The 19199-nt window shown below is 71.8% G+C and carries 17 protein-coding genes and 1 tRNA gene; 14 read left to right on the forward strand and 4 right to left on the reverse strand.

Annotation, left to right across the window (positions count from 1 at the left end; translation table 11 throughout):
* Positions 1-61 precede the first annotated feature (61 nt).
* The 4 genes from K1X13_RS10265 to K1X13_RS10280 all read left to right on the forward strand — a co-directional run bounded on the left by K1X13_RS10265 (position 62) and on the right by K1X13_RS10280 (position 2912).
* Positions 62-841: a trans-aconitate 2-methyltransferase gene (locus tag K1X13_RS10265; RefSeq protein WP_221024982.1), complete on the forward strand. Its 780-nt coding sequence runs from the start codon at positions 62-64 to the stop codon at positions 839-841.
* Positions 838-1203 (forward strand): VOC family protein, encoded by a 366-nt coding sequence (locus K1X13_RS10270; protein WP_221024983.1) that lies wholly within the window; start codon positions 838-840, stop codon positions 1201-1203. Before K1X13_RS10265 ends, K1X13_RS10270 begins: the two co-directional genes overlap by 4 nt.
* Before the next feature lie 77 nt (positions 1204-1280).
* The gene (locus K1X13_RS10275; protein ID WP_225914937.1) at positions 1281-2246 is read left to right on the forward strand and encodes an acyl-ACP desaturase; all 966 of its coding nucleotides are present in this window, start codon (positions 1281-1283) and stop codon (positions 2244-2246) included.
* A 75-nt stretch (positions 2247-2321) separates the two neighbouring features.
* Positions 2322-2912, forward strand: coding sequence for an ATP-binding protein (locus tag K1X13_RS10280; protein ID WP_221024984.1), 591 nt, complete (start codon positions 2322-2324; stop codon positions 2910-2912).
* Between the two features lie 15 nt (positions 2913-2927).
* Here K1X13_RS10280 and K1X13_RS10285 read toward each other — a convergent pair whose 3' ends face one another.
* On the reverse strand, positions 2928-3524 hold the full coding sequence (locus tag K1X13_RS10285; RefSeq protein ID WP_221026002.1) for a TetR/AcrR family transcriptional regulator: 597 nt from the start codon (positions 3522-3524) through the stop codon (positions 2928-2930).
* A 121-nt stretch (positions 3525-3645) separates the two neighbouring features.
* Positions 3646-4635, reverse strand: a complete 990-nt coding sequence (locus K1X13_RS10290) for an acyl-CoA desaturase (protein ID WP_221024985.1) — start codon at positions 4633-4635, stop codon at positions 3646-3648.
* A gap of 140 nt (positions 4636-4775) precedes the next feature.
* On the opposite strand from K1X13_RS10290, the gene K1X13_RS10295 reads away from it, so the two are divergent.
* The 6 genes from K1X13_RS10295 (at position 4776) to K1X13_RS10320 (ending at position 9928) form a co-directional block, all read left to right on the forward strand.
* Positions 4776-4858: transfer RNA gene (locus tag K1X13_RS10295), tRNA-Gln, on the forward strand.
* 64 nt (positions 4859-4922) lie between these two features.
* The gene (glmU, locus tag K1X13_RS10300; protein ID WP_308249497.1) at positions 4923-6449 is read left to right on the forward strand and encodes a bifunctional UDP-N-acetylglucosamine diphosphorylase/glucosamine-1-phosphate N-acetyltransferase GlmU; all 1527 of its coding nucleotides are present in this window, start codon (positions 4923-4925) and stop codon (positions 6447-6449) included.
* A gap of 53 nt (positions 6450-6502) precedes the next feature.
* Positions 6503-7474, forward strand: a complete 972-nt coding sequence (locus tag K1X13_RS10305) for a ribose-phosphate diphosphokinase (RefSeq protein WP_221026004.1) — start codon at positions 6503-6505, stop codon at positions 7472-7474.
* A 223-nt stretch (positions 7475-7697) separates the two neighbouring features.
* Positions 7698-8375, forward strand: coding sequence for a 50S ribosomal protein L25/general stress protein Ctc (locus tag K1X13_RS10310; protein WP_221024986.1), 678 nt, complete (start codon positions 7698-7700; stop codon positions 8373-8375).
* Between the two features lie 86 nt (positions 8376-8461).
* Positions 8462-9055: an aminoacyl-tRNA hydrolase gene (gene pth, locus K1X13_RS10315; protein WP_221024987.1), complete on the forward strand. Its 594-nt coding sequence runs from the start codon at positions 8462-8464 to the stop codon at positions 9053-9055.
* 63 nt (positions 9056-9118) lie between these two features.
* The gene (locus tag K1X13_RS10320) at positions 9119-9928 is read left to right on the forward strand and encodes a 3'(2'),5'-bisphosphate nucleotidase CysQ (RefSeq protein WP_221024988.1); all 810 of its coding nucleotides are present in this window, start codon (positions 9119-9121) and stop codon (positions 9926-9928) included.
* Positions 9929-10017: 89 nt separating this feature from the next.
* On the opposite strand, the gene ligD is transcribed toward K1X13_RS10320, so the two are convergent.
* Positions 10018-10998, reverse strand: a complete 981-nt coding sequence (gene ligD / locus K1X13_RS10325) for a non-homologous end-joining DNA ligase (protein ID WP_221024989.1) — start codon at positions 10996-10998, stop codon at positions 10018-10020.
* A 61-nt stretch (positions 10999-11059) separates the two neighbouring features.
* Positions 11060-12856 carry a DEAD/DEAH box helicase gene (locus tag K1X13_RS10330; protein WP_221024990.1) on the reverse strand — a complete coding sequence of 599 codons (1797 nt, stop codon included), beginning with the start codon at positions 12854-12856 and terminating at the stop codon, positions 11060-11062.
* Between the two features lie 235 nt (positions 12857-13091).
* Here K1X13_RS10330 and mfd point away from each other — a divergent pair, with 235 nt between their 5' ends.
* From mfd to K1X13_RS10350, 4 genes are all read left to right on the forward strand, one after another.
* The gene (gene mfd / locus K1X13_RS10335) at positions 13092-16703 is read left to right on the forward strand and encodes a transcription-repair coupling factor (RefSeq protein WP_221024991.1); all 3612 of its coding nucleotides are present in this window, start codon (positions 13092-13094) and stop codon (positions 16701-16703) included.
* 20 nt (positions 16704-16723) lie between these two features.
* Positions 16724-17413, forward strand: coding sequence for a SurA N-terminal domain-containing protein (locus K1X13_RS10340; protein WP_221024992.1), 690 nt, complete (start codon positions 16724-16726; stop codon positions 17411-17413).
* A 368-nt stretch (positions 17414-17781) separates the two neighbouring features.
* Complete coding sequence (locus K1X13_RS19685; protein ID WP_308249587.1) at positions 17782-18354, forward strand: nucleoside triphosphate pyrophosphohydrolase; 573 nt, start codon at positions 17782-17784, stop codon at positions 18352-18354.
* A gap of 388 nt (positions 18355-18742) precedes the next feature.
* The gene (locus K1X13_RS10350) at positions 18743-19180 is read left to right on the forward strand and encodes an SsgA family sporulation/cell division regulator (protein WP_221024993.1); all 438 of its coding nucleotides are present in this window, start codon (positions 18743-18745) and stop codon (positions 19178-19180) included.
* Positions 19181-19199: the final 19 nt, after the last annotated feature.

Genomic DNA, 19199 nt, shown 5'->3' on the forward strand with positions numbered 1-19199 from the left:
CTTGACATCGAGAGAAATGCGGAGCAGCATTTATCTTGACATCAAGATACTTGGAGGGAAGATGGCCCACCGCTGGGATCCGGAGCGCTACCTCGCCTACGCCGACGAGCGCGGGCGGCCGTTCGTCGACCTCGTCGCGCGGGTCGGCGCCTCCGACGCGCAGCGCGTCGTCGACCTCGGCTGCGGGCCGGGCAACCTCACCGCGCTGCTGAAGGAGCGCTGGCCCGCCGCCGACGTCCGCGGCCTGGACTCCTCACCGGAGATGGTCGCCCGGGCCCGCGAGGGGGCAGCGGCCGCCGCCGGGGTCGCCTTCGAGGTGGCCGACCTCCGGGAGTGGCGGGCCGACGAGCCGGTCGACGTACTCGTCTCGAACGCCACCCTGCAGTGGGTTCCCGGGCACCTCGAGCTGCTGCCGCGCCTGGTCGCGCAGGTCGCGCCTGGCGGCTGGTTCGCGTTCCAGGTGCCCGGCAACTTCGCGGAGCCGAGCCACGTCCTGCTCCACGAGCTCGCCGCCGACGAGCGGTTCGCGGCGTACGTCGACGGGGTGGCGCGGCCCGACGCCCACGGGCCGGAGGCCTACCTCGAGGCGCTGACCGCTCTCGGCTGCACCGTGGACGCCTGGGAGACGACGTACCTGCACCTGCTCCGCGGCGAGGACCCGGTGTTCACCTGGATCAGCGGGACCGGCGCCCGCCCGACGCTCCAGGCGCTGCCGGACGGGCTGCGCGAGGAGTTCGTCGCGGAGTACAAGCAGCTGCTCGCGCGGGCCTACCCGCCCCGCGAGCACGGCACGCTGCTCCCCTTCCGCCGGGTCTTCGCGGTTGCGCAGGTGGGCGCATGAGGCTCCACCACGTCCAGGTCTCCTGCCCGGTCGGCGGGGAGGACGCCGCCCGCCGCTTCTACGCCGACGGGCTCGGCATCCCGGAGGTCGCGAAGCCGCCGGTGCTCGCGACCCGCGGCGGCTGCTGGTTCCGCAGCGAGGAGGTGGAGGTCCACGTCGGGGTCGAGGACACGTTCACGCCGGCCCGCAAGGCGCACCCGGCGTTCCTCGTCGACGACATCGACGCGACCGCCGTACGCCTGGAGCGGCACGGCTTCCCGGTCACCTGGGACGCCGACTTCCCCGGGTACCGGCGCTTCTACGTCGCCGACGGGAACGGGAACCGGGTGGAGGTGCTCGCCGTGCGCGGGGAGTCCTCGTGAGGTCGCCGGCCGTCCGGCCCGGTGAGACGGGGCTGGCTAACCTACGGGAGCGTAGGTTAGGTTGACGGGGGAAGTTGATGGACTCGGAGGGAGTCGACATGGCGGCCAAGCCGATGACACAGACCCAGATGCTGCTCGAGCTCGAGCAGGTGGTCGAGGAGAACCTGAACCGGCACCTCACGGTCGCCAAGGATTGGTTCCCGCACGAGTACGTGCCGTGGAGCGACGGGCGGAACTTCGACGGGCCGCTCAACGGTGACCCGTGGTCCCCCGAGGACTCGAAGATGTCCGACGTGGCGCGGTCCGCGCTGATCGTCAACCTCCTCACCGAGGACAACCTGCCCAGCTACCACCACGAGATCGCGATCCTGTTCGGCCGCGACGCGGCGTGGGGCGACTGGGTGCACCGCTGGACCGCGGAGGAGGGCCGGCACGGCATCGCGATCCGCGACTACCTGCTGACCAGCCGTGCGGTCGACCCGGTGCAGCTCGAGCAGCTGCGGATGCAGCACATGTCCACCGGCTACGAGTCCGCGCACAGCGAGGACCTGGTCCGCTCGCTGGCCTACGTGTCCTTCCAGGAGCTCGCCACCCGGGTCTCGCACCGCAACACCGGCAAGATCACCGACGACCCGGTCGCCGACCAGCTCCTCGCCCGGGTGGCCGCGGACGAGAACCTGCACATGATCTTCTACCGCAACCTGCTCAAGGGCGCCCTCGAGCTGTCCCCGAACGCGACCATGCGGGCGATCACCGACGTGGTCACCACGTTCCAGATGCCCGGCACCGACATCGCCGGGTTCCAGCGCAAGGCCGTGGAGATGGCGATCGCCGGCGTGTACGACCTGCGCCAGCACCGCGACGAGGTGGTCGCCCCCGTGCTGCGCTTCTGGAACGTCTTCGAGATCGAGGGGCTCGACGCCGAGGGCGAGCAGGCCCGCACCGAGCTCTCCGACTTCATGGACGAGCTCGACCGGCAGGCGCAGCGGTTCGAGGAGAAGCGCGACAAGCTGCAGGCGCGGCTCGCCGCCCGGGCAGGCTGACGCCCCGGCGGGACCGGTCGGAGCGACCGACAAACCGGTCGACAACGGCGTGCGCGACGCCCGACCATGGCGGGCATGCAGCTCGTCGTGATGTTCGGACCCCCGGCCGTGGGCAAGATGACGGTCGGCCGCGAGCTCGCGCGGCTCACCGGCTTCCGGCTCTTCCACAACCACATGACCGTGGAGCCGGTCCTCGACCTGTTCGAGTTCGGGTCGCCGCCGTTCACGCGGCTGGTCGACGAGTTCCGCCGGCGGATCCTCGAGGAGGCGGCCGCTTCCGACCTGCCCGGCCTGGTGTTCACCTTCGTGTGGGCGCTCGACGACCCGGGTGACCGGGCGCTGGTCGAGGAGTACCTCGGGATCGTCGAGGCGCGGGGCGGTACGACGTACGTGGTGGAGCTCGCCGCGCCGCTCGACGTGCGCCTGGAGCGGAACGCGACGCCGCTGCGGCTCGACCACAAGCGCTCCAAGCGTGACGTCGAGGCGTCGAACGGCTGGCTGGTGCAGGCCGAGGCGCACACGCTGAACAGCGGCGGCGACCACGAGCTCGCGGCGCTCGTCGGCGACCGGCCGCACCTGCGGATCGAGAACGCCGGGCTGGCCCCGGACGAGGTGGCCGAGAAGATCGTCGCCGCCTTCGGTCTCCCGCGACCCGCCGCGTCCTGACCGGGCGGGTGCCCGTCAGGGGCGGGTGTGCAGGGTCGGCTTCTGCTCCATGCCGGAGAGGCCGTTCCAGGCGAGGTTCACCAGGTGCGCCGCGACAACGTCCTTTGCGGGGTGGCGGGCGTCGAGCCACCACTGGCCGGTGGTGCCCACCATGCCGACGAGCATCTGCGCGTACATCGGGGCGGACTTGGCGTCGAAGCCGCGGCCGGTGAACTCCGCGGCGAGGATGTACTCCACCCGGGAGGCGACGTCGCCGATGATCGACACGAAGGAGCCGGACGCCGAGCCGATCGGGGAGTCGCGGACCAGGATCCGGAACCCGTCCGGGGCCAGCTCGATGTAGTCGAGCAGCGCGAGGGCCGCCTGCTCGAGCAGGGTCCGCGGGTGCCCGGCGGTGAGCGCGGTCTGCATCATGTCCAGCAGCCGGAGCACCTCGCGGTCGACCACGACGGCGTAGAGGCCCTCCTTGCCGCCGAAGTGCTCGTAGACCACGGGCTTGGAGACCGCGGCGCGCGAGGCGATCTCCTCGATCGACGTACCGTCGAAGCCCCGCTCGGCGAACAGCCCCCGCGCGATGTCGATCAACTGCTCACGACGCTCGGCCGCGGTCATCCGCCGGGAGGACCTCTTGGCCCGCGCGGGGACGACGGGTGCGTCGTCGGGGTCTCGCGGTGCCGTGGTCACAGCGCCCATGATGTCAGCCCGGTCCGGACCAGCCCGACCGGCGGGCCGGTCAGGCCGCCTCGGCGAGCTGGTTCGCGACCAGCTTGCGCTCGACGCGCTCCCTGACCGGCCAGCGGACGTCCTCGACCCAGCCGGCCTTCTCCAGCGCCCAGATCACCCGGGCGGAGGTGTCGACCTGGCCCCTGAGCACGCCGTGGCGGGCGCAGGTCGGGTCGGCGTGGTGCAGGTTGTGCCAGGACTCGCCCATGGAGGGGATCGCCAGCCACCAGACGTTCGCGGACTTGTCGCGGGAGACGAACGGCCGCTCGCCGATCGTGTGGCAGATGGAGTTGATCGACCAGGTGACGTGGTGGAGCAGACCCACCCGGACCAGGGAGGCCCAGAAGAACGCGGTGACCGCGCCCTGCCAGGACCAGGTGAGCAGGCCGCCGGCCACGGCCGGGGCGAACAGCGAGACCAGGACCCACACCGGGAACTGCCGCGAGATCCGGACCAGGTCGCGGTCCTTCATCAGGTCGGGAGCGTACTTGCGCTGCGGGGTCTGCTCGGGGTCGAACAGCCACATCATGTGCGCGAACCAGAAGCCCTTGGCCAGGGCCCTGAGGTCGGTGCCGTACCGCCACGGGGAGTGCGGGTCGCCGTCGCGGTCGGAGAACTTGTGGTGCTTGCGGTGGTCGGCCACCCATCGGATGACCGGGCCCTGGATCGCCATCGAGCCGGCGATCGCGAGGGTGACCTTGACCGCCCGGTTGGGCTTGAACGACTTGTGCGTGAAGAGGCGGTGGAAGCCGACGGTGATCCCGTGGCCGGTGAGCCAGTACATGACCACCATGAGGAGGACGTCGGTCCAGCCGAGCCAGCCGCCCCAGGCGACCGGGACCGCCGCGGCGATCGCCAGGAACGGCGCCACGATGAAGACCGCCAGGGCGACCTGCTCCTTGCGGGACTGCACGTCGGCGCCCCAGGTCGCGCGCTCCGGTCCCGGCTCCGCGTCGCTGTCGGCGGGGCGCGGGGCGGTGGCAGTGAGGGATGAGGTCATGGGTGGTTCCTCGCAAAGTGCTCGTGACGGCTCGTTCGCCTGACCTACGCCAACGTAACCTACGGGACCGTAAGTTGCCAGTGTTCGGCCGGCCGCGCTCGGGGGTGGGTGGCCGGATTGCGTAAGGTGTGGCCCAGCCATCCCCGGTTGGTCTGTCGGCAGGGCCCGCCGCACTTTGAATGCGGACAAAGCGACGTAGGTTCGACTCCTACCCGGGGAGCCAGTACGTCGACCAGCAGACGACGCAGAAGACGCAGAAGACCTCGCGACCACCAGGAGCTTGCACGGTGACCGACCCGGAGAACGCAGCCGTTCACGAGACCCGCGGCGAGGCCCCGGCCGCCGTCGTCCTCCTCGCCGCCGGCAGCGGCACCCGGATGAAGTCGAAGCTGATGAAGGTGCTGCACCCGATCTGCGGGCGCAGCATGATCGGCCACGTCATCGCCGCCTCCCGTGCCCTCGACCCCGAGCACCTCGTCGCGGTCGTCGGCAACCAGCGCGAGCAGGTCACGCCGCACATCCTCGAGCAGGTCCCCGACGCGGTGATCGCCGTGCAGGAGACCCAGGACGGCACCGGCCACGCGGTGCGGGTCGCCGTCGAGGCGCTGCAGGCGAAGGCGGGTGCCACGCGCGGGACCGTGGTCGTCATGTTCGGCGACACCCCGCTGCTCGAGGGCGAGACGGTCGCGGGCCTGGTCGCCGACCACGCCGGCTCCGGCCGGGCGCTGACCATCCTCACCGCCGAGGTGGAGAGCCCGTTCGGCTACGGCCGGATCGTCCGTGACGCCTCGGGCGACGTGGCGGCGATCGTGGAGCAGAAGGACGCCACCCCCGAGCAGGCGGCGATCACCGAGATCAACAGCGGCATCTTCGCCTTCGACGGGGCCTTCCTCGCCGACGCGGTCACCCGGATCACCAACGACAACGCCAAGGGCGAGTACTACCTCACCGACGTGGTGACGATCGCCCGCGACCAGGGCCGCAGCGTCGGCGCCTACTCGATCGACGACGTCATGCAGACCGAGGGCGCCAACGACCGGGCACAGCTCGCCGGCCTGGGCGCCGAGCTCAACCGCCGGATCCTCACCCGCTGGATGCGCGAAGGCGTGACCGTGGTGGACCCGGCGACCACCTGGGTCGACGCGACGGTCGAGCTCTCCCGCGACGTGACGCTCAGGCCCGGCGTGCAGCTGCACGGGGTCACCCGGGTCGGCGAGGACGCCGTGGTCGGCCCCGACACGACGCTGACCGACGTGGTCGTCGGCGCCGGGGCGAGCGTCGTACGCACCCACGGCTCGGAGGCGGTCATCGGCGCGGGCGCGACCGTGGGCCCGTTCTCCTACCTGCGGCCGGGCACGGTGCTCGGCGACCGGGGCAAGATCGGCGGCTTCGTGGAGACCAAGAACGCCCTGATCGGCGACGGCGCGAAGGTGCCGCACCTCTCCTACGTCGGCGACGCCGAGATCGGCGGGGGCACCAACATCGGCGCGGGCACGATCTTCGCCAACTACGACGGGGTCGCCAAGCACCGTACGACGGTCGGCCGGGACGCCCGAACGGGCTCGAACAACACGTTCGTGGCGCCGGTGGAGATCGGCGACGGTGCGGTGACCGGCGGCGGCACCGTCGTACGTCGTGACGTCCCGCCCGGCGCGCTCGCGGTCTCCGCGGGCCCGCAGCGCAACATCGAGGAGTGGGTGATCCGCCGGCGGCCCGGGACCGCCGCGGCGGAGGCGGCACAATCGGCACTGGAGGAGCGTGCGTCGTCTCACAACGACGGCTCCCGAGTCGCGCCCGACACCACCCCTGAGTGACAATCGAACGTCAGCCGGCGCACAGCGAACGAGGAGCCTCAGGCGTGAGCGGAATGAAGCGGACCACCGAGAAGAACCTGATGGTCTTCAGCGGCCGTGCACACCCCGGGCTGGCCGAGGAGGTCGCCCAGCAGCTCGGCACCGGGCTGGTGCCCACGTCCGCGTACGAGTTCGCGAACAGCGAGATCTACGTGCGGTTCGAGGAGTCGGTGCGCGGCTGCGACGCCTTCGTGATCCAGAGCCACACGGCTCCGATCAACGAGTGGATCATGGAGCACCTGATCATGGTCGACGCGCTCAAGCGGGCGTCGGCGAAGCGGATCACCGTGGTGATGCCGTTCTACGGCTACGCCCGCCAGGACAAGAAGCACCGCGGCCGTGAGCCGATCTCCGCACGGCTGATGGCCGACCTGTTCAAGACCGCCGGCGCCGACCGGCTGATCGCGGTGGACCTGCACACCGCGCAGATCCAGGGCTTCTTCGACGGCCCGGTGGACCACCTGATGGCGCTGCCGATCCTGTCCAGCTACGTCAAGGAGAAGTACGGCCACGAGAAGCTGGCGGTCGTCTCGCCGGACGCCGGACGGATCAAGGTCGCCGAGCAGTGGTCGAACCAGCTCGGCGGCGCCCCGCTGGCGTTCATCCACAAGACCCGCGACATCAACCGGCCCAACGAGTCGGTCGCCAACCGCGTCGTCGGTGACGTCAAGGACCGGATCTGCGTCCTGGTCGACGACATGATCGACACCGGCGGCACGATCGTGAAGGCCGCCGACGCGCTCATGGCCGACGGTGCCGCGGGCGTGATCATCGCCGCGACCCACGCGATCCTCTCCGACCCCGCGGTGGACCGGCTGAAGAACTGCCCCGCGACCGAGGTCGTGGTCACCAACACGCTGCCGATCCCGCAGGAGCGGCACTTCGACAAGCTCACCATCCTGTCGATCGCCCCGCTGATCAGCCGGGCGATCCGCGAGGTCTTCGAGGACGGCTCGGTCACGAGCCTCTTCGACGGCCACGCCTGACGCCGCCTCCGCGCCGTCCGCGGCCGATTCGCCAAGGCGGTAACGCATCGCTAGGATTGGCAAGTTGCCTCGGCGAGGGAGACGGTTCGCTCCGTGATCGACGCGGCGGTTCGGCCCGACAGCTCTGTCCGGCTGCGGCCGCGCCTCACATGCGGACGCCCTCCTCGAGCAGCCACCTTTTCGTTGCACGGTTGTAGATCGCTGATTGAGGAGTTCCCCCCCGATGTCTGAGACCAAGATCCAGGCTGAGTCCCGCACCGAGTTCGGCAAGGGTGCGGCCCGTCGCATCCGTCGCGCCGACAAGGTCCCCGCCGTTCTCTACGGTCACGGCACCGACCCGGTCCACATCACCCTGCCCGGCCACGAGACCATGCTGGCGCTCAAGCACGGTGGCGCCAACGCGCTGCTCTCCATCGAGCTCGAGGGCAAGTCGCAGCTCGCGCTGCCCAAGCAGGTGCAGCGCGACGTGCTGAAGGGCTTCCTCGAGCACGTCGACCTGATCGTGGTCTCCAAGGGCGAGAAGGTCAGCGTGGACATCCCCGTCCACGTCGTCGGCGAGCCCGGCCCCGACTCGCTGGTCGTCACCGAGCACGCGACCGTCCTGGTCGAGGCCGAGGCCACGCACATCCCCGAGTACATCGAGGTCTCCATCGAGGGTGCCGAGGTCGGCCACCAGGTGCTGGCCAAGGACCTCGAGCTCCCCCAGGGCTCGACCGTCCAGCTCGACGAGGACACCCTCATCGTGAACGTCACCCACGCCCCGACGACCGAAGAGGTCGAGGAGGAGCTCGCCGAGGCCGAGGCCGAGGTCGGCATCGAGCGTGAGGAGCCCGAGGAGGAGGCCGCCGAGGGTGTGGCCGCCGAGGGCGAGTCCGCCGAGGGCGAGACCCAGAGCGAGTGACATCCGTCCCCGACCCGCTGTCCCCGTGGCGGCGGGTCAGGGCCGCGCTTCTGCGTAGGAGGGCCGGGCGTTCCCGTGAGAGTTCGATGACAGAGACCGTGTGGCTGGTCGTCGGGCTGGGGAACCCCGGCCCTTCGTACGCCGGGAACCGGCACAACATCGGGTACATGGTGCTCGACGAGCTCGCCGGCCGGACCGGCTCGACCTTCCGCCCGCACAAGACCGGCCGGGCCGATGTCGTCGAGGGACGGCTCGGCGGACTGGGCGGCGTCGGCGGCCAGCGGGTGGTGCTGGCCCGCGGCCGCTGCTACATGAACGAGTCCGGCGGGCCGGTGTCCGCGCTCGCGAAGTTCTACAAGGTGCCGGTCGAGAACGTGGTCGCGATCCACGACGAGCTCGACATCCCCTTCGACACCCTGCGGGTGAAGCTCGGTGGCGGCGACAACGGCCACAACGGCCTGCGCTCGATGCGCCGCTCGCTGGACTCCGGCGAGTTCTACCGGGTGCGCGTGGGGATCGGGCGTCCCCCGGGCCGGCAGTCCCCGGCCGACTTCGTGCTCTCCGACTACTCCTCGGCCGAGCGCAAGGTGCTCCCGTTCCAGGTCGACAAGGCCGCGGACGCGGTCGAGTGCCTGGTCACCGAGGGCCTCGAGAAGACCCAGAGCAGGTTCAACAGCTGAGCCGTCCGCCGCGCGCTGCAGGGCCTGCCGGGCGGGCGGCGCGTGCGTGAGAAGGTAGTCCGCGTGACTGACACAGATTTCGACCCCGGAACCCCGCCGGCCGAGGCCGCCCACGACGACCACGTCCTCGCGACCTGGACCGCGACGGTGGCCGGCCGGCTCCTCACCGAGGTGCGTGGCCAGGGCCTGGAGGGCAGGGAGCTCAAGGACGCCGGCGACAAGGCCGCGCACGACCTCCTGATGCGCCTGCTCCGCGAGCACCGACCCGACGACGCCGTCCTCAGCGAGGAGAGCGCGGCGAGCATCGCCGACAAGTCCCGCCTCACCTCCCGCCGGGTGTGGATCGTGGACCCGCTCGACGGCACCCGGGAGTTCTCCGAGCCGCCCCGCGACGACTGGGCCGTGCACGTCGCCCTGTGGCAGGACGGCGACCTGGTCGCCGGCGCCGTCGCGCAGCCGGGGCTGGACACCACGTTCGACACCGGCCAGCCGCCGGTGGTGCCCCCGCGCACCAGCGCGCGCCCGCGGATCGCGGTCAGCCGCACCCGGCCGCCGGAGTTCGTGAAGGCGCTCGCGGAGCAGATCGACGCCGAGCTGGTCCCGATGGGGTCGGCCGGGGCGAAGGTGATCTCGGTGGTGCGCGACGTGACCGACGCCTACGTGCACGCCGGCGGCCAGTACGAGTGGGACTCCGCCGCGCCGGTGGTCGTCGCCCGTGCCTCGGGGCTGCACACCAGCCGCGCCGACGGCGCCCCGCTGGAGTACAACCAGGACGACGTGCTGCTGCCCGACCTCCTCGTGTGCCGGCCGGAGCTCGCGGAGACCATCACGGAGTTCGTGAAGGCCTACTGGGCGGAGCACCCGCCCGCCTGAGCACAGCCACGCCTCTCGACGACGGCGGCGGGGCCGGGGGTGACCCGGTGTCGCCGCCGTCGTGCGTCTGGCGGGGGTGTCCGGTGCCCTCAGGCGGTGTCGTCGTCGGGGCTGCCCGGGTCGGCGGCGCCCTCGCGCTCGTCGCGCTCGGCCCACTCCAGCAGCGGCTCGATCGAGAACGCCGTGTCGTCGATCCCCGCGTGCAGGTCGCCGAGCTCGGCGAACCGGGCCGGTACGGTGGCGATCGTGCAGTCCTGCGGCCGCACGTCGTCGACCTCGTCCCAGCGGATCGGCGTGGACACGGTGCCCTCGGGGTTGCCGCGCACGGAGTAGGCGCTCGCGATCGTGTGGTCGCGGGCGTTCTGGTTGTAGTCGACGAAGAGCTTGGTGGGGTCCCGGTCCTTGCGCCACCAGGTCGTGGTGACGTGGTCGGGGGTACGGCGCTCCACCTCCCGCGCGAACGCCAGCGCCGCCCGTCGTACGTCGGCGAAGCCCCAGCGCGGCTCGATCCGGACGTAGACGTGCATGCCGTGGCCGCCCGACGTCTTGGGCCAGCCCGTCGCGCCGAGCTCGTCGAGCACCTCGTGGGCGACGTGCGCGACCCGGCGGACGGTGTCGAAGTCGCACTCGGGCATCGGGTCGAGGTCGATCCGCCACTCGTCGGGCTTCTCGGTGTCGGCGCGGCGGGAGTTCCAGGGGTGGAACTCGACGGTGGACATCTGCACCGCCCAGATCACGCTCGCCAGCTCGGTGACGCACAGCTCGTACGCGTGCCGCTGGTAGCGCGGGAACTCCACCCGCACCGTCTCCAGCCACGGCGGCGCCCCGGCCGGGACCCGCTTCTGGTGGACCTTCTCGCCGCTGATCCCCTCGGGGAAGCGGTGCAGCATGCACGGCCGCTCCCGCAGCGCCCGGACGATGCCGTCGCCGACGCCCAGGTAGTACCGCACGAGGTCGAGCTTGGTCTCCCCGCGGGCGGGGAAGTAGACCCGGTCGGGGTTGGAGATCCGGACCGTGCGGTCGCCGACCTCGAGCTCGACGGCGGGGCTCTTGCTCCGCGAGGCTGCCATGGCCCCAACCTAGCGGCCGGGGCCGACGGGCTCAGGTCACCACGGCGCCTCGATGGTCGGGCTAGTCGCGGGGCTTCTTGGCGCGCGGCTTCTTCGTCGGGACGGACGACCGCGCGGGGGCGGACGCGCCGCCCTCGCTCAGCTCGATCAGCTTGCCGGAGATGCGGGTGCGCTCGAGCGCCGTCCACGTCTCCGGCGGCAGGTCGGCCGGCAGCTCGACGAGCGAGTGGTCGCCACGGATGTCGATGTGCCCGAAGTCGTTGCGGTTCAGGCCGCCCTCGTTGGCGAGCGCACCGACGATCTGGCGCGGCTCGACGCGGTGCCGCTTGCCGACGGCGATCGTGTACGTCGCCATCGGGACGTCCGAGCGGGTGCGCTTGCCCCCGGGCTCACGGCGCCGGGGACGCTCGTCGTCGCGGTCGCGGCGGCGGCCCTTCTCGAAGTCCCAGGCACCGCCCTTGTCGCGGTCGCGCTTGCCGTCGAAGACGCGGGCCGGCTCGACCTTCTCCGGCTCGAGCAGCAGCGGCTGGTCGTCCTGCACCAGCACGGCCAGGGCCGCGGCGGTGTCGGCGGCCGGCACGTCGTGGTCGAGCTCGTAGCGGTCGATGATGTCGCGGAAGAACGCGATCTGGTCCGAGCCCAGGGCGCCGGTGATCGACTCGGTGAACTTCGCGACCCGGGTGACGTTGACGTCCTCGATGCTGGGCAGCTGCATCTGGGTCAGCGGCTGCCGGGTGGCCCGCTCGATGGCCTTGAGCAGGTGCCGCTCGCGCGGGGTCACGAAGGACAGGGCGTCACCGGTTCGCCCCGCGCGGCCGGTGCGGCCGATGCGGTGCACGTAGGACTCGGTGTCGGTGGGGATGTCGTAGTTGACGACGTGGCTGATCCGCTCGACGTCGAGGCCGCGGGCCGCGACGTCGGTGGCGACGAGGATGTCGAGCCGCGCGTCGCGGAGCTGGTTGATGGTGCGCTCGCGCTGTGCCTGGGCGACGTCGCCGTTGATCGCCGCGGCCGAGAAGCCCCGCGCCCGGAGCCGCTCGGCGAGCACCTCGGTGGCCTGCTTGGTGCGGACGAAGATGATCATCCCCTCGAAGTTCTCCACCTCGAGGATCCGGGTCAGGGCGTCCAGCTTCTGCTGGTGGGCGACCTGGAGGTAGCGCTGCGTGGTGTTCGCCGCGGTGACGGTCTTGTTCTTGACCGTGATCTCGGCGGCGTCGGTGAGGTACTTCTTGGAGATCCGGCGGATCTGCGGCGGCATCGTCGCGGAGAACAGCGCGACGTGCTTGTCCTCGGGAGTGTCGGCCAGGATCGTCTCGACGTCCTCCTGGAAGCCCATCTTGAGCATCTCGTCGGCCTCGTCGAGGACGAGGAAGCGCAGCTCGGACAGGTCGAGGGTGCCCTTCTCCAGGTGGTCCATGATCCGGCCCGGGGTGCCGACCACGACGTGGACGCCGCGACGCAGGGCGGACAGCTGCACGCCGTACGCCTGGCCGCCGTACACGGGGAGCACGTGGACGCCGTGCAGGTGGGCGGCGTACCGCTCGAACGCCTCGGAGACCTGCAGCGCGAGCTCGCGGGTCGGCGCGAGCACCAGCGCCTGCGGCTTCTTCCGCTTGAGGTCCAGCTGGGACAGGATCGGGACCGCGAACGCCGCGGTCTTGCCGGTGCCGGTCTGCGCGAGCCCGACGACGTGGCGGCCCTCGAGCAGGGCGGGGATAGTGGCGGCCTGGATCGGGGACGGCGACTCGTAGCCGACGTCGTTCAGGGCGCGCAGCACCCGCTTGTCGATACCCAGGTCAGCGAAGGTCGCAGGCTGGTCGGGCTCGGTGTCCGTCGTGCTGACGTCCGTGGGGGGCATCGTCCCAGGGTAGTGCGTGACGCCGATCTCCCCGCCGTCGCCGTGGGGCGGCGCAGGCTCCGACGGCGCCGCCGAGGCGGCGTCGCTGCACCCCTGACGCCGCCCGCGACCGCCGTTCCGGCGCCCGCTGCCGCGCTCCTGCCGCCTTCTGGCACCCCGTAGACTCGGTGCGCAACCACGCCCGTCCGCCCGCCTGGGGTGGGCCGTGTCGTCCGGCAACCCGAAAGAGCATGACTTGAGCCTCCACGGCCTCGCCGACGTCGTCCTGCGCGACCAGGTCCTCGCCTCCGCCGTCGAGGACGCCCGCGACGGCAAGGTCCGGGCCCTCGACCTCACCGCCCCCAGTGCCCTGCGGCCCTTCGTGGTCAAGGGGCTCGTCGACGCCGGCCGCACGGTCCTCGCCGTCGCCGCCACCGCGCGCGAGGCCGAGGACCTCGTCACCTACCTCGCGGACCTCGTCGACCCGGCCACCGTCGCCTACTACCCGGCCTGGGAGACCCTCCCGCACGAGCGGCTCTCACCACGCTCGGACACGGTCGGCAAGCGGCTCGCCGTCCTCCGCCGACTCAAGCACCCCGGCACCGACCCCACGAACGGCCCGCTGCGCGTCGTCGTCGCGCCGGTCCGCTCGATCCTCCAGCCCCAGGTGAAGGGCCTCGCGGACCTCGAGCCCGTCGAGCTCGAGGTCGGTGACGAGGCGGACCTCGAGGACGTCGTACGGCGTCTCGCCGGCGCGGCGTACTCCCGGGTGGACCTCGTGGAGAAGCGCGGCGAGTTCGCCGTGCGCGGCGGCATCGTCGACGTTTTCCCGCCGACCGAGGAGCACCCGCTCCGCGTGGAGTTCTGGGGGGACGAGGTCGAGGAGATCCGCTCGTTCTCCGTCGCCGACCAGCGCTCGCTCGAGCCCGCCACCCGCCTGTGGGCGCCGCCGTGCCGCGAGCTGCTGCTGACCGACGAGGTCCGCGAGCGCGCCCGGGTGCTGGGGGAGGAGCATCCCGAGCTCGCGGAGCTGGCCGAGAAGCTGTCCGAGGGCCACGCCGTCGAGGGCATGGAGTCGCTGGCGCCGGTGCTGGTCGACGACATGGAGATGCTCATCGACCTGATGCCCGAGGACTCCCACGTCCTCGTGCTCGACCCGGAGCGCGCCCGGAGCCGCGCCCACGACCTCGTCGCCACGAGCGACGAGTTCCTGCACGCCTCCTGGGCCGCCGCGGCCGGGGGAGGCCAGGCCCCGATCGACCTCGGCGCGGCGTCGTACAAGTCGCTCGCGGAGGTGCGCCGGATCAGCCTCGAGCAGGACAAGCCGTGGTGGAGCGTCTCTCCGTTCGGCCTCGACCCCGACGCCCCCGCGCTGCAGTCCCGCGAGCCGCTGCGCGACGAGCTCGGCGAGGTCGTCGCCGTGGACCCGTCGGTGGCGGACCTCGTCGAGTCCGGCGCGGTCGAGTCGCGCACCGTGCCGCTGCGCGCGGTCGACGCCTACCGCGGCGACATCGAGCACGCGATCAAGGACATCCGCGGCTGGCTCGGCGACGGCTCCCGGGTCGTCCTGGTCAACGAGGGCCACGGCCCCGCCCAGCGCATGGCCGAGGTGCTCAAGGAGCACGACGTCCCGGTCCGCCTCGTCGAGTCGCTCGAGACCGAGCCCGAGCCGGGCCTCGTGCACGTCACCACCGCCTGCCTCGACCACGGCTTCGTCGACGAGCGCCAGGGCCTCGCGGTGCTCACCGGCGACGACCTCTCCGGCCAGCGCGCCTCCACCAAGGACATGCGCCGGATGCCCGCGCGGCGCAAGCGGCAGATCGACCCGCTCGAGCTCAAGCCCGGCGACTACGTCGTGCACGAGCAGCACGGCGTCGGCCGCTACGTGGAGATGGCCCAGCGCACCGTGCAAGGCGCGACCCGCGAGTACCTGGTCCTGGAGTACGGCTCCTCCAAGCGCGGCCACCCGCCGGACCGGCTCTACGTCCCCGCCGACCAGCTCGACCAGGTGACCCGGTACGTCGGCGGCGAGCAGCCGTCCCTGGACCGGCTCGGCGGCGCCGACTGGACGAAGCGGAAGAACCGCGCGCGCAAGGCGGTCCGGCAGATCGCCGGCGAGCTGATCAAGCTGTACGCCGCCCGCCAGGCCACGAAGGGGCACGCGTTCGGGCCCGACTCCCCGTGGCAGCGCGAGCTCGAGGACGCCTTCCCGTTCGTCGAGACCCCCGACCAGCTCTCCACGGTCGACGAGGTCAAGCGCGACATGGAGCAGCAGGTCCCGATGGACCGCCTGGTCTGCGGCGACGTCGGCTACGGCAAGACCGAGATCGCCGTGCGCGCGGCGTTCAAGGCGGTGCAGGACGGCAAGCAGGTCGCCGTGCTCGTGCCGACCACGCTGCTCGTGCAGCAGCACTTCTCGACGTTCGCGGAGCGGATGTCGGGCTTCCCGGTCATCCTCAAGGGGCTCAGCCGCTTCCAGACCGACAAGGAGGCGGCCGAGGTGGTCCAGGGCCTCGCCGAGGGCACGGTCGACATCGTGATCGGCACCCACCGGCTGCTCAACCCCGACATCAAGATGAAGAACCTCGGCCTGATCATCGTCGACGAGGAGCAGCGCTTCGGGGTCGAGCACAAGGAGCAGATGAAGCGGCTGCGCACCTCGGTCGACGTCCTGGCGATGTCCGCGACGCCGATCCCGCGCACCCTGGAGATGGCGATCACGGGCATCCGGGAGATGTCCACGATCACCACCCCGCCGGAGGAGCGGCACCCGGTGCTGACCTACGTCGGCGCCTACGAGGACCGGCAGGTCACCGCCGCGATCCGCCGCGAGCTGCTCCGCGAGGGCCAGGTCTTCTACATCCACAACCGGGTGCAGTCGATCGAGAAGGCCGCCGCACACCTCCGCGAGCTGGTGCCCGAGGCCCGGGTCGCCACCGCGCACGGGCAGATGGGCGAGCACCAGCTCGAGGAGGTCATGGTCGACTTCTGGGAGAAGCGCTTCGACGTGCTCGTGTGCACCACGATCGTGGAGTCGGGCCTCGACGTCTCCAACGCGAACACCATGGTCATCGAGCGCGCCGACACCCTCGGCCTGTCCCAGCTGCACCAGCTGCGCGGCCGGGTCGGCCGTGGCCGCGAGCGCGCCTACGCCTACTTCCTGTACCCCGCCGACAAGCCGCTGACCGAGACCGCGCACGAGCGGCTGGCCACCCTGGCCCAGCACTCCGACCTCGGTGGCGGCATGGCGATCGCGATGAAGGACCTCGAGATCCGCGGCGCCGGCAACATGCTCGGCGGCGAGCAGTCCGGCCACATCGCCGACGTCGGCTTCGACCTCTACGTCCGGCTCGTCGGCGAGGCGGTCGCGGAGTACCGCGGCGACAGCCACGCCGAGGAGGCCGAGGTCAAGATCGAGCTGCCCATCGACGCGCACCTGCCGCACGACTACGTGCCGTCGGAGCGGCTCCGCCTGGAGATGTACAAGCGGCTCGCGGAGGTCCGCTCCGACGAGGACGTGGCCGCGATCCGTGAGGAGCTGCTCGACCGGTACGGCGAGCCGCCGGCCCCGGTCTCGAGCCTGCTCGAGGTCGCGCGTCTGCGTGCACGCGCCCGCACGGCGGGCCTGACCGACGTCACCCTCCAGGGCAAGTACGTCCGCTTCGGCCCCGTGGAGCTCGCCGACTCGGCGAAGGTGCGGCTCGACCGGCTCTACCCCCGCAGCATCGTCAAGCCGGCCGTGCGTACGATTCTCGTGACTCTGCCCACACCGCGCACCGTGGGCGGACCGCCCATCCGGGACGAAGAGCTGCTGGCGTGGGCGCGCGAGGTGATCGACGCGGTCATCGACCGACCGCAGGCCGGCTGACAACAGACGAGGGAGAGATCGTGAGCGTTGCACGTCGCAGGTGGAGGCCGGCCCGGCTGTCGGCGCTGGCCGCCGCGGTCATGGTCGTGTCCGGGTGCGGGTCGGTGCACCCCGGTTCCGCGGCCGTGGTGGGCTCGCAGAGCATCTCCCACGCCGAGGTCGACGACGTCGCCGCCGCGCTGTGCTCGGCCAACCTCGAGAGCGCGAAGGCGCAGGGCCAGGCCGCCCAGGCGCTGCCGACCCGGGGGGTCCGCGAGGGCGCGCTGCAGATCCTCCTCGAGACCGAGCTGAACCAGCAGTTCGGCGAGGCCGAGGGCGTCGCGGCGAACAAGCAGCAGGTCTCGCAGGCGGTCCAGCAGAACGCGCAGGGCATCGCGCTGCTGCCCGCGGACCAGCAGGAGGACTTCCGCACCGCGCTGGCCGGCTACGCCGAGGGCCAGCTGATGCTGATCGAGGTCGGCCGCGAGGCGCTCGGCGCGGACGCCACCGACGACGAGGCGATCGCCGAGGGCACCCGTCTGCGCGGACCCTTCGTGGACTCGCTCGACGTCGAGGTCGACCCCCGCTACGGCACGTTCGAGGACGGCGCCTTCAAGCGCGGCGGCACGGCCCTCTCGGTCGCCGCCTCCAGCCAGGCACGGGCGGGCGAGCGCGCCAACCCGCCGGCCGGCTACGTCTCCACGCTGCCCGTCTCCCAGCAGTGCAGCTGACCTTCCTCGTCACCAGCCCCCGGGTCGCCCCGGGGCTGATGTCGTGGCCCGCGTGGCAGGCGGTCTCCTCCGCCGAGCGGGTGCTCGCCTCCGACGACACCTCGCCGCTGTTCCGCGCGGTCACCGCCGCCGGGCACCGCGTCGACGTGCTGCCGGAGCCGTCCGCGGCCGACCTGCTCGACGCCGCCGCATCGGCGTCCGGCGCGGTGGTCTGGCTCGCCGACGACGAGGAGTCGACCACGCTGCCGTCGGCGCTCGCCACCGAGATCGTCACCGCGGGGGAGTCCGGCCGGCCCGTGCCGCAGGTCGAGGTGCTGCACGCGTCGTACGACGTCCCCGGCGCCCGCGTGCTGGACCTGGTCGCCGTGATGGACCGGCTGCGTACCTCGTGCCCCTGGGACCGTGAGCAGACCCACCGGTCGCTGGCGAAGTACCTGCTCGAGGAGACTTACGAGACGCTCGAGGCGATCGACACCGAGGACTACGCGCACCTGCGCGAGGAGCTCGGCGACCTGCTGCTCCAGGTGGTCTTCCACGCCCGGATCGCCGAGGAGGACCCGGACGACCCGTTCACCGTCGACGACGTCGCCGGCGGGATCGTGGACAAGCTCGTGCACCGGCACCCGCACGTGTTCGCCGGGCTCGACGTGGCCGACGCCGACGAGGTGGAGGCCAACTGGGACCGGCTGAAGGCCGCCGAGAAGGGCCGCGGCTCGGTGCTCGACGGGATCCCGGCCGCACTGCCCGCGCTCGCGCTCGCCGACAAGGTGGCCGGGCGGGCCGGCAAGCTCGGCGTCGCCCCGCAGGCCGGGACGTCGCTCGGCGACCGGCTGCTCGCGCTCGTCGTGGAGGCGCGCGCGGCGGGCCTGGACGCCGAGCAGGAGCTGCGGGACGCCGTACGACGCCTCGCCGACGCCGTCCGCACCACCGAGACCCGCTGACCCGTCGCTCTGCCGTCCGGGGTCCGTCCGGGGAGTGTCCGGGGTCCGTCCGGACCATGTGGGCGGATGGACCCTGCGCAACGGAATCGTGATCGAACCCACGGTTCGACCGTCGTACTAGTCACAGTCGACACGACTTTTCGCCGCGAAACGGACGTATTGGGTACTGGTGAGTAGCCAAAGTGGGCCGGGCTTTGTCACCATCGTTCGCGGAGGTCATGGTCTGCTGTGGCCTCCGCCTGTGCGCCGAGGCGCGGGGCCGTGCTGCGGGTGAGGGGACCATCTGCCGCACACCACCGCCCCGGACATCGGCCACCACCCGAAAGCGACCCACGAGGTCACCCCTACCGGTGAGCCCGACCAAGGCTCCGCAGAAAGGCAGCTGACCGTGTCCCACCCAGGGAACGCTCCCGAGGCCGTCACCCAGGCCCTCACCCTCGACCTCGTCGACGCCTATGGCGTCTCGCCCGTCGAGGCCGAGCTCGAGTACGACCCGACCTGCCCCTACGCCGTCACCGTCCGGTTCGCCGGCGGCAACGCCCCCGTGAGCTGGACGTTCGCCCGCGACCTGCTCCGGCTCGGACGCTTCCAGCCTGTCGGCGAGGGCGACGTGCACGTCCGCCCGGAGCTCGACCGGGACGGCAACGCGATCCTGGTCGTCGAGCTGCACTCGCCGTACGGCGCCGCGCTTCTCCATGCTCCCGCCCGTGACGTGAACGAGTTCGTCGACCGCACGGCGATCTCGGTCCGCCCGGGCACCGAGAGCTCCTTCATGGACCTCGACGCCACGATCGCCGCCGTGCTGGTGGGTGCCCAGGCCGACTGAGCCTGCTCGACCCGACCTC

The sequence above is a fragment of the Nocardioides jiangsuensis genome (genome assembly GCF_019679455.1).
GTDB lineage: Bacteria > Actinomycetota > Actinomycetes > Propionibacteriales > Nocardioidaceae > Nocardioides_C > Nocardioides_C jiangsuensis.

What these genes read in the sequence shown, in the direction of transcription:
- ligD (WP_221024989.1), bottom strand. Translation starts at nt 10,998, where the DNA reads ATGGCAGCCTCGCGGAGCAAGAGCCCCGCCGTCGAGCTCGAGGTCGGC.
- K1X13_RS10330 (WP_221024990.1), bottom strand. Translation starts at nt 12,856, where the DNA reads ATGCCCCCCACGGACGTCAGCACGACGGACACCGAGCCCGACCAGCCT.
- K1X13_RS10285 (WP_221026002.1), bottom strand. Translation starts at nt 3,524, where the DNA reads ATGACCGCGGCCGAGCGTCGTGAGCAGTTGATCGACATCGCGCGGGGG.
- K1X13_RS10310 (WP_221024986.1), top strand. Translation starts at nt 7,698, where the DNA reads ATGTCTGAGACCAAGATCCAGGCTGAGTCCCGCACCGAGTTCGGCAAG.
- K1X13_RS10290 (WP_221024985.1), bottom strand. Translation starts at nt 4,635, where the DNA reads ATGACCTCATCCCTCACTGCCACCGCCCCGCGCCCCGCCGACAGCGAC.
- K1X13_RS10275 (WP_225914937.1), top strand. Translation starts at nt 1,281, where the DNA reads ATGGACTCGGAGGGAGTCGACATGGCGGCCAAGCCGATGACACAGACC.
- K1X13_RS10280 (WP_221024984.1), top strand. Translation starts at nt 2,322, where the DNA reads ATGCAGCTCGTCGTGATGTTCGGACCCCCGGCCGTGGGCAAGATGACG.
- K1X13_RS10270 (WP_221024983.1), top strand. Translation starts at nt 838, where the DNA reads ATGAGGCTCCACCACGTCCAGGTCTCCTGCCCGGTCGGCGGGGAGGAC.
- K1X13_RS19685 (WP_308249587.1), top strand. Translation starts at nt 17,782, where the DNA reads ATGGACCGGCTGCGTACCTCGTGCCCCTGGGACCGTGAGCAGACCCAC.
- pth (WP_221024987.1), top strand. Translation starts at nt 8,462, where the DNA reads ATGACAGAGACCGTGTGGCTGGTCGTCGGGCTGGGGAACCCCGGCCCT.
- K1X13_RS10265 (WP_221024982.1), top strand. Translation starts at nt 62, where the DNA reads ATGGCCCACCGCTGGGATCCGGAGCGCTACCTCGCCTACGCCGACGAG.
- K1X13_RS10305 (WP_221026004.1), top strand. Translation starts at nt 6,503, where the DNA reads ATGAAGCGGACCACCGAGAAGAACCTGATGGTCTTCAGCGGCCGTGCA.